This window comes from Actinomycetaceae bacterium MB13-C1-2, assembly GCA_035621235.1.
In the GTDB taxonomy this organism is placed as follows: Bacteria; Actinomycetota; Actinomycetes; order Actinomycetales; family Actinomycetaceae; genus Scrofimicrobium.
The window spans coordinates 860,579-874,090 of the sequence record CP141731.1; the positions used below are offsets into that span (position 1 = coordinate 860,579).

11 protein-coding genes and 1 pseudogene are annotated in these 13,512 nt (G+C 58.7%); 6 read left to right on the plus strand and 6 right to left on the minus strand.

Annotated elements, in window-relative coordinates:
* Positions 1 to 16 precede the first annotated feature (16 nt).
* From rpsR to U6G28_03850, 4 genes are all read right to left on the minus strand, one after another.
* Entirely contained in the window at positions 17 to 256 is a 240-nt protein-coding gene (rpsR, locus tag U6G28_03835; GenBank protein WRS30826.1) for a 30S ribosomal protein S18, read from the minus strand.
* 79 nt (positions 257 to 335) lie between these two features.
* Positions 336 to 881: a single-stranded DNA-binding protein gene (locus U6G28_03840; GenBank protein WRS30827.1), complete on the minus strand. Its 546-nt coding sequence runs from the start codon at positions 879 to 881 to the stop codon at positions 336 to 338.
* Positions 882 to 903: 22 nt separating this feature from the next.
* Complete coding sequence (gene rpsF / locus U6G28_03845) at positions 904 to 1,194, minus strand: 30S ribosomal protein S6 (protein WRS30828.1); 291 nt, start codon at positions 1,192 to 1,194, stop codon at positions 904 to 906.
* Positions 1,195 to 1,419: 225 nt separating this feature from the next.
* Positions 1,420 to 2,805, minus strand: a complete 1,386-nt coding sequence (locus tag U6G28_03850) for an MATE family efflux transporter (protein WRS30829.1) — start codon at positions 2,803 to 2,805, stop codon at positions 1,420 to 1,422.
* A gap of 306 nt (positions 2,806 to 3,111) precedes the next feature.
* Between U6G28_03850 and dnaB the strand changes: the two genes are divergently transcribed.
* Entirely contained in the window at positions 3,112 to 4,461 is a 1,350-nt protein-coding gene (gene dnaB / locus U6G28_03855) for a replicative DNA helicase (protein ID WRS30830.1), read from the plus strand.
* A gap of 49 nt (positions 4,462 to 4,510) precedes the next feature.
* Here dnaB and U6G28_03860 read toward each other — a convergent pair whose 3' ends face one another.
* Together U6G28_03860 and U6G28_03865 are read right to left on the minus strand one after the other, a co-directional pair.
* The gene (locus U6G28_03860) at positions 4,511 to 4,831 is read right to left on the minus strand and encodes a HepT-like ribonuclease domain-containing protein (protein WRS31189.1); all 321 of its coding nucleotides are present in this window, start codon (positions 4,829 to 4,831) and stop codon (positions 4,511 to 4,513) included.
* A 2-nt stretch (positions 4,832 to 4,833) separates the two neighbouring features.
* Positions 4,834 to 5,307, minus strand: a complete 474-nt coding sequence (locus tag U6G28_03865; protein WRS30831.1) for a nucleotidyltransferase family protein — start codon at positions 5,305 to 5,307, stop codon at positions 4,834 to 4,836.
* Positions 5,308 to 5,541: 234 nt separating this feature from the next.
* On the opposite strand from U6G28_03865, the gene U6G28_03870 reads away from it, so the two are divergent.
* The 5 genes and pseudogenes from U6G28_03870 (at position 5,542) to U6G28_03890 (ending at position 13,374) form a co-directional block, all read left to right on the plus strand.
* A complete protein-coding gene (locus U6G28_03870) occupies positions 5,542 to 6,111 on the plus strand; it encodes a 2-oxoacid:acceptor oxidoreductase family protein (GenBank protein ID WRS30832.1) in 570 nt (189 codons plus the stop codon).
* Entirely contained in the window at positions 6,104 to 7,360 is a 1,257-nt protein-coding gene (locus tag U6G28_03875) for a transketolase C-terminal domain-containing protein (protein ID WRS30833.1), read from the plus strand. The genes U6G28_03870 and U6G28_03875 overlap by 8 nt, the downstream gene beginning before the upstream one ends.
* Positions 7,361 to 7,370: 10 nt before the next feature.
* Positions 7,371 to 8,468: pseudogene (locus U6G28_03880) on the plus strand (thiamine pyrophosphate-dependent enzyme).
* A 488-nt stretch (positions 8,469 to 8,956) separates the two neighbouring features.
* Complete coding sequence (locus U6G28_03885) at positions 8,957 to 10,618, plus strand: NAD(P)-binding protein (protein WRS30834.1); 1,662 nt, start codon at positions 8,957 to 8,959, stop codon at positions 10,616 to 10,618.
* 623 nt (positions 10,619 to 11,241) lie between these two features.
* On the plus strand, positions 11,242 to 13,374 hold the full coding sequence (locus U6G28_03890; GenBank protein WRS30835.1) for a hypothetical protein: 2,133 nt from the start codon (positions 11,242 to 11,244) through the stop codon (positions 13,372 to 13,374).
* Positions 13,375 to 13,512: the final 138 nt, after the last annotated feature.

Here is a 13,512-nt window from a genome sequence, read left to right on the forward strand (position 1 = left end):
CGTTCCTCCCGAGTTTCTAGCGTCCGGAGGACGAGTAGGGGAGCAGGGCCATCTCGCGGGCGTTCTTGATCGCCTTGGCAAGCTTCCTCTGTTCCTGAACGGAGACACCGGTAACGCGGCGTGCGCGGATCTTGCCGCGGTCCGAAATGAACTTGCGCAGCAGAGCGGTGTCCTTGTAATCAATTTCGCCGAGCTTTACGTGACGCGCCGGAGCGACGCGCTTCTTGATCGGCTTGCGAAGAGCTGGCTTCGCCATAGTTGGTCTCCTTATGTTTTTGGAAGAATCTGTGGGTTGCGCGCCCGTCCACTACTTCACGGTGCGCATCTGATGTTCGCTAAAACGGTGGGTCTTGATCGAAGTCGGCGTTCCCGGGAGCGCCCCACGGATCATCGACCTGACCGCCTGCAGGGGCTCCAAAGCCACCTTTGGAAAACTCACTGCTGGGGGACGCGGGAGCCGAGTAGTTCCCGGATTGGTTTCCACCATTGCCACCGAAGTTACTGCCGCCCTGTCGGGGAGTCCTCTGCACCTGAGCCTTCGCCCAACGAAGTGTTGGGCCGACTTCGTCGACCTGCAGTTCAACTACGGTTCTCTGTTCTCCGCCATCACGAGGTGTGTACTGGCGTTGAACCAGGCGTCCCTGAACGATTACCTGCACCCCTTTCGAGAGGGACTCAGCAACGTTTTCTGCGTAGTCGCGCCAAACGCTACAACGCAAAAACAGGGTTTCCCCGTCCTTGAACTGACCGGAGTTTCGATCATAGGTACGAGGAGTCGACGCAACGGTGAAGTCAGCAACTGCGGCTCCGGACTGCGTGTAACGCAGGTTCGGGTCGGCAGTCAGATTTCCAACAACGGTTATTACAGTGTCGTTTGCCATGAGTCGAACTCCCTTGTGAGTGCTACTTCTGGTCGCGGCGCAGAAGCTTGGTTCGAAGAACCGACTCGTTCAGGCCAAGCTGACGGTCGATCTCTTTGGCCATGTCGGAGCTGCAGGTTAGGTCAGCAACCACGTAGTAGCCCTCGGAGTGCTTCTGGATCTCGTAAGCGAGGTGACGCTTACCCCAGACATCGATGTTGTCCACAGTTCCGCCTTCGGTAGTTACTTGGCGGAGGATCTTCTCCATCGAGGTGCCGATTGAACGTTCCTCAATGGTGGGGTCAAGGATGACCATTAGTTCATATTTACGCAAATGTCCCAACCTCCTACGGTCTATGCGGTCACGGACGGTCCGTGACAGGAGGGTCTTGCGACCGGATCTGATTCACGCGTGCGAAGACAGACCCAGCGATCTACTTTACAGGGGATACGAGGTGGAATCACCGGGAAAGAGCACTAGGAACAAGAGGGTCCCGTCACACCGCTCTATATCAGGCGGAAGTCCTGCGCGGGACGAAACGAGTCTTGGCCGCCGCGCCTAGTTCGTCGTCTGGAGTTCACCCATTCTGTCAGAGAAGGCTCTGATGGCGTTGGCTATTGCTCTTAGAAGCATGAACCATCCGGCGAACGCGACCCACAGCCAGCCGAGTGCAATGGTTTGTCCGGCTGCATCCAGCGGTTCGTGCATGGAAATCCACCACATGAGGCCACCCAGCGCGGGCAGGTAGAGAACTAGGGTCAGTAGGCCCATCTTCGCCAGATATCGTCCCTCGGCTGCTCCGATAAGCACTCCGTCGAGGATAAACACCACTCCGGCTATGGGCATAAGGAGCCCCGCGATCAAAAGACCGCGACTCGCGACAGTGTGCATCTGCGGATCTGACCCGAAAAGCAGAGGTAACCAGTGGGAGGTGATCGCGACCAGCAGTCCCAGTATCCCGGCTCCAACTAGTCCCCAGAGCGTGAGTCTGCGTACAAGGGATCGGAGTTCATCACGGCGACCCGCACCTAGTGAGACCCCAACCAATGATTGCGCTGCGATGGCCAACGCGTCCAAGGCGAACGCCGTCATTGACCAGATTGAGTTGACTACCTGGTGACCGGCGAGAGCCAGCATGCCGGCTCTCGTCGCCACAAACACAGTTGCCAACAGAGCCGCACGAAGTGAGATGGTTCGGATGAACAAAGGAAAGCCCTCGGACGCGGACGAGAGAACCCCTGAGGTAGAAGGATGAAGTTTCACCCCGCGCTCGCGGGCCTGACTGGCAACTTTGAAAACAAGCATTGCTGCCATCAGCGTTTGGGTGATTGAAAGTCCGATTCCTGCGCCAAGGATCCCCAGTCCCGCTCCATAAATCAAAGTGGCGTTGAGGATGACGTTGATGACCGAGCCGATGGCCAGAACGTAGAGGGGAGTTTTCATGTCAAGCAGACCCCGAAGGGTACCGGTGGCCGCCAAGATAACCAGCATCCCAATCATCCCGAAAGATGCGGCGCGGAGGTAGGTGATGGCACCGACTGCCACCTCACCCTCGGCGCCCATTACTGAAACCACCCAGGGGGCTCCGGCGACAAGGGCAATAACCAGGACAATTCCGAGTCCTAGGGCGAGCCACATTGCTTCGATACCCCCGCGGATACCCTCATTCGGTTTGACCGAACCCAGAGCGCGAGCGGTGATCGCGGTGGTCGAGTAGGCGAGAAAGACAAAGACTCCGACCAGGGTTGTGAGGATGGTGGAAGCGAGCGAAAGGGAGGCGAGTGGTGCGGTCCCAAGGTGCCCGACCATGACCGAGTCGATGAGAGTCAAAAGCGGCTCAATGACGAGGGATCCGAGTGCGGGAACTGCCAGTGCGAGGATGCCCCGCGCTGAACTATCGACCTGCGGTCTAGGGTTGTTATCCCCCGAATTCGACTCACTCATCTATTTCCACCAATTTCGTCTCCAATATTTATCCCCAGGCTGTGGACTGGTCTGTGGATAGGGCTTTTTCTAGGGATTGAGCCTATTTCGAAAAACATGAAAGTCCGTGTTTGGTCCTCTATCGTCAACAAGACCACTACGCTATCCTCATTTGCTCCACAGTTAATTCACAGTTCGTAACATGATTGTCCCTAGTTCTTCACACTCTATCCACATTGAGAATTGGCGTTATGCGCCGCCGATCCCTATCCTGCGAACACTGGCTGTATGTTGGTGAGAATCAGGCAGTGGTAGAGGAGAGCGGATTTGGACAGCGATTCATTTGACCGCATCCCGCCTCAAGCTCCCGAGGCCGAGCAGTCGGTTCTCGGATCAATGCTTCTGTCTAAGGACGTCATTGGTGACGTGGGCGAAATGCTCAAGGGTACCGACTTCTACAAGCCGGCAAACGAGACTGTCTTTGACACGATCCTGGCGCTGTATTCGCGGGGTGAGCCAGCCGATCCGATAACTGTTGCTGAGCAGTTGTCACGCGAGGGTGCGTTGGGTCGGATCGGAGGAGCCGCCTACCTGCACACTCTGGTGGCGATGGTGCCGACCGCAGCGAACGCTACCTACTACGCGCAGATCGTTCGCGACAAGGCGCGCCTTCGCGGATTGGTGAGTGCGGGAACGCGGATTGTCCAACTCGGCTATGCCGAGGATGGTGGAGAAGTCGACGGACTTTTGGACTTGGCGCAGTCCGAGATCATGGCAGTCTCCGAGTCGCGTAGCGGTCAAGATTACGTTGACCTTGCGACACTGTCGGAGGAGGCGCTCGGAGAACTCAACGACATTGCCGCCAACAAAGGTAAGTTGAACGGTGTTCCAACCGGGTTTGCGGACCTCGATCGCCTGACGCAGGGTCTGCACGGGGGTCAGATGATCATCATCGCTGCGCGCCCGGCAATGGGTAAATCGACACTGGCCCTCGACTTCTCCAGGGCGGCCGCAATTCATAGCGACATCCCGGTCGCGGTGTTCTCTCTTGAGATGTCTCGCTCGGAGATCGCAATGCGTCTTTTCTCAGCGGAGACGGGGGTTTGGCTCTCGAAGATGCGTTCAGGAGACATGAATGCAAACGACTGGAAGATCATGTCGAAGCGGGTCTCAGAGATCTCGTCTGCGCCGCTATTCGTTGATGATTCTCCGAACATGTCAATGAATGAGATCCGCTCAAAATGCCGCCGCCTGAAGCAGCAGAGTAACCTCGGGCTGGTCATAATCGACTATTTGCAACTGATGTCGTCAGGTCGCGCGGTTGAGTCGAGGCAGCAAGAGGTTAGTGAGTTCTCGCGGTCCCTGAAGCTGTTGGCGAAGGAACTCGACGTTCCAGTGGTGGCTGTGGCTCAGTTGAATCGTGGGCCCGAGGCGAGGGCTGATCACCGACCGATGCTGGCTGATCTGCGCGAGTCGGGCTCGCTCGAACAAGACGCGGATGTGGTTATTCTGTTGAACCGGCCGGAGTATTACGATCCGGATGATCGTCCGGGAGAGGCAGACATTATTGTGGCAAAGCACAGGAATGGGCCGACTGATACGATCCCGGTCGTTTTCAAGGGTGCGCAAGCACACTTCGCGAACATGGCAACGATCCCGGCCCCGGGAGATTTCTAGCCGTGTTTAGGCGCGGACGGGTTCGAAGCGGTGTCTCCCTTCTCAGTTCCTAAGCTGAATCGGAGAGGTAACTCCGAATAGCGCTCTCTATTTGGGGGAGGTCCTTTTGAACCGTTGCGGCAACCGCCTCTGGATCGACGGTCATATATCCATGAGCTATTCGATTGCGCATCCCACGCATCAGTTTCCAGTTTTCGCCAAAGCTCTCCATAAGAGTCAACTCAGACAAACGCGAAAGAGTATCGATCATTGTTGCTAACCGAAGCGCGATCGCATCGACTACAACTTCGTCCTCCAAATTGCGCTTGGAATACTCGAGTATCTTAGCTAGCTGGACAAGCGCCTCCTCAAATAACTCCACTTCGGTCATCTTCACAGCGGTACCGCCTCACTCAGTATTTGATCTCGAAGATCTGCGCGAAGTGCATTGTCAAGAACCAGGTCAACGGGCACCCCGAGCAGATCGTGGAGACGCTCACCAATCCTGGCCTGATCCATCAAGCTAAGGGGCATGCTTGGCGTCACCAGCAGATCTATGTCCGAGCCCTCGGTATCTTGTCCTCTCGCAGTCGATCCGAACACGCGGGGATTGGAAAGTCCCTCCAAGGTGAGTATCGCCCGGAGTTCCGACAAGTTTCGACGTAGCAAGATGCCGCCCTGGCTGTGACCATGGAACCGAATGAGGCGGTTCACTTCCGGCTGGCTTCTGCCAACGGCCTTCGCGATCTCACGTTGAGACATCCCGGATGTGTGAGCTTCTCTAACCGCAGCGACGAGTTGATTGCGCCCTTCGGTTAGAAGCCGCTCCGCTTCCTTTGCTCGTAATTCAAGCGTTCCCGTGTCCACATAAGGATGATAGCAAATACTATCGCATAAACAATGGCGAGGGTATTCGCGTCGAAGGCGGTGCGGTTTGTCCTGTTCGGTTCCTGAGGGAGACCTAAATCCCTGACGCCAGTGTTACTAATATGGCGTCTGTCACGGCTTGTGGACCAAACGGCGACCCTTTGCTTTCGTTGCAATCTTGCTAATTTCCCTCGCAATGTCTTTGAGGTCTGACTTCAGTCCTACCCTCGAAACATGGTCGAAATACGAATCCATGGGCGAGGAGGCCAAGGAGTCGTTACCGCATCCGACATGGTGGCTATGGCAGCCTTCAAAGAAGGACACCACGCACAAGCCTTTCCATCGTTTGGTTCGGAACGCACTGGCGCTCCCGTAGTTAGTTTCTGCCGTGTCTCCGACAGCGAGATCAGGACGCGCGAACCCGTCCTCGAACCCGACATAGTCATCGTTCAGGACCCGACGCTGCTGTCGGTAATGGACGTCTTCTCGGGGATGAAACCGGACGGATACGCGCTCATCAACACCGGCCGCTCCGTTCAGGAACTGAGGGACGAGGGGCTAATCGACACCGCTGTCGGCGACAAGATCATCACCGTCCCCGCTTCGGAGATCGCTCGTGAACACGTTGGTCGGCCCCTCCCCAATGCGGCGCTTTTGGGGGCAATGGCCGCATACACAAAGCTCGTTGACATTAGCAGTGTCGAAGACGCAATCCACCAGCGCTTCAAGGGCAGACTCGGCGACTCGAACGCGTCCGCGGCCAGAGCCGCATACGACTTCGTAAAGGAAAGTGGCAATGCTTGAGCAAATCGAGGGTTCGCAGGCAATGGCGAAGGCGGTCTCGCACTGTCATCCCGAGGTGATTGCTGCTTACCCAATCAGCCCCCAAACCCACATCGTTGAGGCATTGTCGGCCCTGTATAAGGAGGGCAAGCTCGGGAATTGCCAATACATCAACATGGAGTCTGAGTTCGGTGCCATGTCCGCCTGTATCGGCGCCTCGGCGTCCGGCGCGAGAACCTACACGGCAACCGCTTCCCAGGGTCTACTATTCATGGTCGAGGCGGTATACAACGCCTCCGGCCTCGGACTTCCCATCGTCATGACGGTGGCCAACCGCGCGATCGGGGCCCCGATCAACATCTGGAATGACCACACGGACGCCATGAGTCAACGCGATTCCGGCTGGCTGCAGCTCTATGCTGAGAACAATCAGGAAGCGGCCGATCTGCACGTCCAGGCATTCCGAATCGCCGAAGAACTTTCACTTCCCGTCATGGTCTGCATGGATGGCTTCATTCTTACCCACGCGGTCGAGGTCGTGGACATCCCAGACCAGGAGGACGTTGATAGGTTCCTCCCCGCATATGAACCGCGTCAGGTTCTAGACCCCGCCAAGCCGCTCTCCATCGGTGCAATGGTTGGCCCTGAAGCCTATACCGAGGTCCGCTACCTCGCCCACCACCGCCAGATGCAAGCCCTCGACCTCATCCCCGAAGTCCAGAAGGAATGGCAGGCGATTTTCGGCCGTGACTCCGGCGGCCTGGTTAAGCCCTACCGGCTGGATGACGCGGAAACCGTAGTCATCGCCCTCGGCTCGGTCCTCGGAACCATCAAGGACGTCGTTGACGAACGACGCGCGAAGGGGGAGAAGGTCGGAGTCCTCGGAATCGTCAGTTTCCGTCCGTTCCCAACTGAGGCGGTACGCGAAGCTCTGGCGCACGTGAAGCGGGTGATCGTGGTAGAGAAGGCGTTCTCGGTGGGTATCGGCGGCATCGTCGGCGCCCACATCCGCCCGGCAATCCCTGCGGACACCTCGATGTATGAGGTTGTTGCTGGCCTGGGTGGTCGTCCAATCACCAAGCACTCCCTCCACGGGATGCTGGACCAGGCGATGTCAGACACCATCGAGCCCCTCACCTTCCTCGATCTCGACAAGGAACTTGTTGAACACGAACTTGAGCGTGAGGAGCAGACAAGGCAGTCCGGACCCGCTGCTGAGAACCTGATGCGCCACGCCCGCGAGCGCGCCGATGAGGCGTTGGGGCGCTGAGGAGGAAGCCATGAAAGTTGAACTAGGAATTCCCGAGACCCGCGAGACTGCCGTTCCGGCGCGTGAGTCAGTCAAGTTTTACCAGGTTGGCTCTTACGCAGTGGGCAACCGACTCGCGGAGGTCATTGACCGCTCGATCCAGTCGGATCCGGACCGCTTCAACTCGCTCACCTCGGGCCACCGCGCCTGCCAGGGCTGCGGTGAGGCGCTCGGAGCCAGATACGCGCTAGACACCGCAATGGCCGCCACCGAGGGTGACCTTGTTGCGGTTAACGCGACTGGTTGCCTGGAGGTTTTCTCCACTCCATATCCGGAATCCGCGTGGACAGTTCCGTGGCTTCACTCCCTATTCGGCAACGCGCCCGCCGTCGCAACGGGTGTCGCCGCAGCCATGAAAGCCAAGGGCCGGGCAACCCGCGTTGTTGCACAGGGAGGCGACGGCGGCACGGTCGATATCGGCATGGGCTGTCTCTCGGGCATGTTCGAGCGCAACGACGACGTCCTCTACGTCTGCTACGACAACGAGGCGTATATGAACACCGGCGTGCAGCGCTCAGGTGCCACTCCGCCAACGGCCCGCACCGCAACCACACAGCCGGTTGGCGAGCACCCCGGCAATGTCTTTGGTCAGGGCAAAGACATGGCCCGCATTGCCATGGCACACGAAATCCCCTATGTCGCTACCGCCACCGTCGCCGACCTCCGCGACCTGGAATACAAAGTCCGTAAGGCGATGACCTTCAGCGGGGCCCGCTACATTCACGTGCTGGTGCCGTGCCCGCTGGGCTGGGGTACCCCCTCAAACGAAACCATCAAGTTGGCACGCCTTGCCACCCAAACCGGCTTCTTCCCGGTGTTCGAGGCGGAAGCGGGCGAGGTTACCTCGGTCCAGAAGATTCGCCGTCCGGCACCCGTAGAGGAGTACCTGAAGAGCCAGCGTCGCTTCTCGCACCTGTTCCGTCCGGAGAGGGACGAGGAGGGATTGGCTCGGCTTCAGGCCATCTGCGACCGGAACATCCGTCGCTACGGACTTATCGAACCGGATCTGCTAGACGAGGACGTCCTCGCTCGAGTCATTGACGCCCCGTCCGATCCAGAGGGACGCTACGACAAGTACATCCACGCCGCCTCGGAAACCAAGCGAGCGCAGGCGGAGATGGCATCTGCGGCGACGGCAGCCAGGGAGAAACTGGCGGGCGAGAGTTTCTCGACGGTGATGCGACCCGAGGTGGAACGCGGCGAGCTATCCTTCGCTGATCCCGCGCTCGGACACTCGCACGTCCGGGCAGGCTCGGGCACAGCCGAAGACACGCCATTGGAACGCCGTCGCCTGGCCGAAGAGGAGCACGACGTGATCGATGCAGCCGCTTCGATGGGCGTACCGGAACAAGCAGAGGTGGCCGAACAAGCCTCGCTTTCCCAGGCGGAGAAGGTCTCCCCGCCCGGAGTCTTCGATGTCGGTGACGATCGGACGTTAGATTCGCGCCTGGACACCATTGATTCGGGTCTAGGAGTCATTAGCGACGGTGAGGCACCCAAGGGGGACGAGGGCACGCCCGGCGAAGGCCTCGTTGCAGAAGAAGGGACGCTCTAGAAATGACAACTACACAGGCACTTCGTTCCTCTGACGAACAAGCGGCGACAGAACCGTTTGCAATCACCCTTGAGGTTGGCTCCTCGCTTCTCAACGAGACGGGCTCATGGCGCACCGAGCGCCCGGTCTACGTCGATCTTCTCCCGCCCTGCAATCAGGGTTGCCCTGCGGGAGAGAACATTCAGCAGTGGCTCTACCGCGCGGAGGAGGGCGATTACGAGGGTGCGTGGCGGCAGATCATGGCCGACAATCCGCTTCCGGCAGTGATGGGTCGAGTCTGTTACCACCCCTGCCAGACCGCGTGTAACCGTGCGCAGGTCGACGAGGCCGTTGGGATCAACTCAATTGAACGCTTCCTGGGTGACAAGGCAATCGACGAGGGGTGGAAGGTTTCGGTTACTGCTCCGCCCTCGGGCAAACGAGTCCTGATTGTCGGAGCGGGACCCTCCGGGCTATCCGCTGCCTATCATCTGCGGCGCCTGGGCCACCGCGTCACTGTGCGTGAAGCTGGCCCAATGGCCGGCGGCATGATGCGTTTCGGTATCCCGAAGTACCGCCTGCCGCGTGAAATCCTCGATGCCGAGATCAAGCGGATCGAGGAGATGGGTGTCAACTTTGAGTTCAACTCAAAGGTCGAGGACGTTGAGGACGCTGCCAAGCACTATGACGCCGTGTTTCTGGCTGTCGGCGCTCACATTGGCCGCCGCGCTTACGTCCCGGCAGCGGAGTCGGCAAAGATCATGGATGCCGTCTCGCTCCTTGAGGACGTGGAGTTGGAGGATGAAAAGCCGATGCTGGGTCGTCGCGTTGTCATTTACGGCGGTGGTAACACTGCCATCGACGCGGCGCGAACCGCCAAGCGACTCGGTGCTGAAGAGGCGGTAATCCTCTATCGTCGCACGCGCGATAAGATGCCAGCCCACGACTCTGAGGTTAAGGAGGCCGAGGAAGAGGGCATCATGATGCGCTGGCTCTCGACTGTGAAGCAGGTGGACGAGGGGAGCATCACCATCGAGAAGATGGAACTCGATGAGAACGGATTCCCGCAACCAACCGGTGAATATGAGGAGTTGGGGGCCGACTCGCTGGTCATGGCGCTGGGGCAAGAGGCGGACCTGTCACTGATTGAGGATTCTCCTAACATCGAGATCGAAGACGGGGTTGTCAAGGTCAACTCTCAGATGATGACCGGACTGAAGGGGGTCTTTGCTGGCGGCGACATGGTTCCTTCGGAGCGCACAGTAACCGTCGCTATCGGCCACGGGAAGAAAGCCGCCAGATACATTGACGCCTACCTGCACGGACACGAGTATTTTCCCCCTGCCAAGCACCAGCTCGCCAGCCTGAGTCGCATGAACACCTGGTACTACGCCGATGCGCCGCACCAGGTTCGCGAAAAAATCGAGAGTGCAAGGCGTTCGTCAACCTTCGATGAGGTGGTCGTGGGACTAGACGAAGAGTCGGCGATTTTTGAGGCTCGTCGTTGTATGTCGTGCGGCAACTGCTTCGGGTGTGACAACTGCTTCGGAGTCTGCCCGGACAATGCCATCACCAAGATCAAGCCGGGAGAGTACGAGTTTAAGTACGACTACTGCAAGGGTTGCGGCGTCTGCGCAGAAGAGTGTCCGTGCGGCGCAATCTCAATGGTGGCGGAAGAGGTCTAGCGGCCGTCACAGTGCTGGTGCGAAGCATAATGGGGCGGCGATTGCGCGACTGTCGCGTATCGCGGAATCATTGCGCCTAGCTTTCGTTACGCGGTCTATTGTTCCGCGTTGTGCGCGCGGCCTGTGACGTCACCGCGCGGACACTCTGGTTCCGTTGGCCTCGTGACGCTGGCGCGCTGAGATTTCCGTCTGGGTTGTTGCGGGGCATGGATCATTAGTTGGACCCCATGATGGACCATAGCGCCCGTTTTCTGCTTCGTTCCGTTGAAGACTGCCTAGATGGATGAATACCGTTGCTTTGACACCGAACGAAGGAGCGGCCATGAACTCACGCGAGCAGATCGTCCCACTGCGTTAAGAATGATCGACTACTTCTCGACTGGCGACGCAGCGGCTTATGCCAGTGTGCCCAGGAAACTCCCTATCCCTATGGGCGCGGTTACCTGCCTAGTCGGGTCTTTGGTGCCGGCCGGGGGATGATGCTATCCATGCGGGGGGTTACTCGGCATAATGATGTGTAGGTTTTACTCTCGGTGCGAGTCACCGCCTTTCGGCGGTTTCTCCCGGTGTGTGGGGGTGCGTGATTGGGACGGTGAGACTGTCCGTTCCCGGAGGGGGTATCGATGGCGGCAACGGGCGGTGGCTGGGTGCGGCATCTCGTGACCTTCGCGGTTGCCAGCACATTTGCTTGCGCGACACTGACAGGGTTCGCTACCACGGCTACAGCCACTGGCGATCCCGCTACCGCGGACGCTGTACCGCAAAGTGGCTCGCAAGTGGGGGAGTTTACAGCGCAGAGCGGAGACCAGGAGTCCGCTGTTACGCCGCAAGCCGACCTCTCTACCGGCAAACTAACCATGGAGTGCGCGGAGGGATCTCCGGTCTGTGCACTCGCTTGGGAGGTCACGATCCGCGCCAGCAACCTAGATGAGGAAGGGCATGAGGGCCTAACTGGCGGCCAGATGACTCTCTCACTTAGCAGCGCTGTTTATGACGTTGAGGTCTCCCTCGCAAACCAGGTGATCCCGCAGATCGGAAAGCGCGCGAACGGGAACTTCACCACACGCCAGTACGGTCTTCCCGACATGAACACGGACGAGGAAATCGTCGTATCCCTGGCCGGAAAGATTGACAGGCCAGATGCGAACCAGGGCGAGGAGCAAGGCGGCGGTGCGGTAGCGGGGTCAATTAATGACAGCGACTTGACGGCCGGAGGCACGCTTCCATCCGAGGTTCTCTCCGGTGTCGACACGAAAATTCAAAGCGATGATGAAGAACCGATCTATACGGAAGATGCAGTGATCGGCGCGCAGGTATGGATTACGTTCGACCAGGCCCCTCGGGAGGAGCCGTCGTTGCCTGCCCCTGCGATTCCTAATGCGGGCGCATCTGATTTGCCCTCGTACGACGTGCAGAACCCATGGGGAGCCGGGCCGTGGGTCGGAAACTCAACGTGCCCGGCACGCGAAGATGCGAGTGCCGAGGTTGTGGGTGGCTACGGAAGTTTTGAAGGAGAAGGTCAGGCGAACGGGGCGACGAAACAGGGGTCATCTAAGAACGCTTCAGTAGCCGAAACAGGCTCAGGATCACAGTGCGACCAGGCATGGGCACAGGTTGAGCCACTTGAGTCCGTCACCCCGGGTGTTGCCTTGCAGCCTCAGCAGGACACGCAGATCGCTCCACGAGCAGCGGCGATGAAGGTGGAGAAGGGTGTGGAATGGCCTCTCGGCTGCGGTGGCCCAACCAATCCATGCACCCTAAAGGACACCTACCTCTACGATGTTGACCACGACCTGGCTACCTTCACCGACATCGATGTGGCTGCTTGGATCACCAACACCGGTGACAGGGGTCTGACTCAGGTTACATTTGACGACCAGACCATCGAAGGCATCGACAACGTCAGGTGGCAGTTCTGCACCGGTCCCAACGAACAGGGTGGAGTGCATTATCCACTCGACACCTTGCCCCACACTTTCTCGGGCCTGGTCTTGTCGCCCGGAGAGACGCTGTCTTGCGCCGGCAAGTTATCCATGCTTGAAGGTAGCCCTGACCACCAGGATCTCGCAACGTTCTCCGCTGTGCCCGTTGGTGGAGGATTCGTTGATGGTTTCGATACATTCAGCGCGTCGGTCGAGCCCGGAACACCCACGGCGAAGTTCACGGTAGAGAAGGGAATCATGGAACCCGTTGGTTCCGTCAACCCGGCACTCTGTCAGCCCGGACAGTTCCAGACTGGGAATCCCAACAACTGCAGCATCAATAGCGGTGGCGACGAGAGTCCTGTGGCACTCAACCCCTTTGAAGACAACGTCATCTCCTTCCGAATCAAGAACACCGATGACCAAGTGTTGACCGTCAACCCTTTGAGCGACGAAACGGTGCAGGGCTCCTCCTCAATCACAGCCATTTCGTGCTACAGACCGTGGCCAGGCGGGTCGCAGCCGGTCACGCTCCCAGCCGAGTTGGCTGTGAACGGCACCTTTGTTTGCACTGGCACCCTCAAAATGAGTCCCGGCGAGACCCATCAGAATACCGTCGCTGTCAGCGTAACCGGTCAGACTAACGGTGCGGAGGGCACGGTGACTGCGGACTTCTATGCCGAGACCCCACGTCCGGATCTTCCGGCTTTGCCGGTGACCGGTGGTCTCGGAACCCACATCTTTGTATTGACGACGGGCACCCTGGTAGCAGTGGCCCTCGTGCTCTACGCGATCAAGATCAAAAGAGGGCGGGTGAGGCCCGACGGTGAATGACGCGACAGCGAATAGCTTGAACCCGCGCCCAATTGGCGCAACGGAGCTAGGGACCATTACCCACCGGACCATAGACGGCAAGGTGCCCGCCCAGCGATACATAAGCTTGAAAGAACGGCGGATAACCAGTAGTAGATA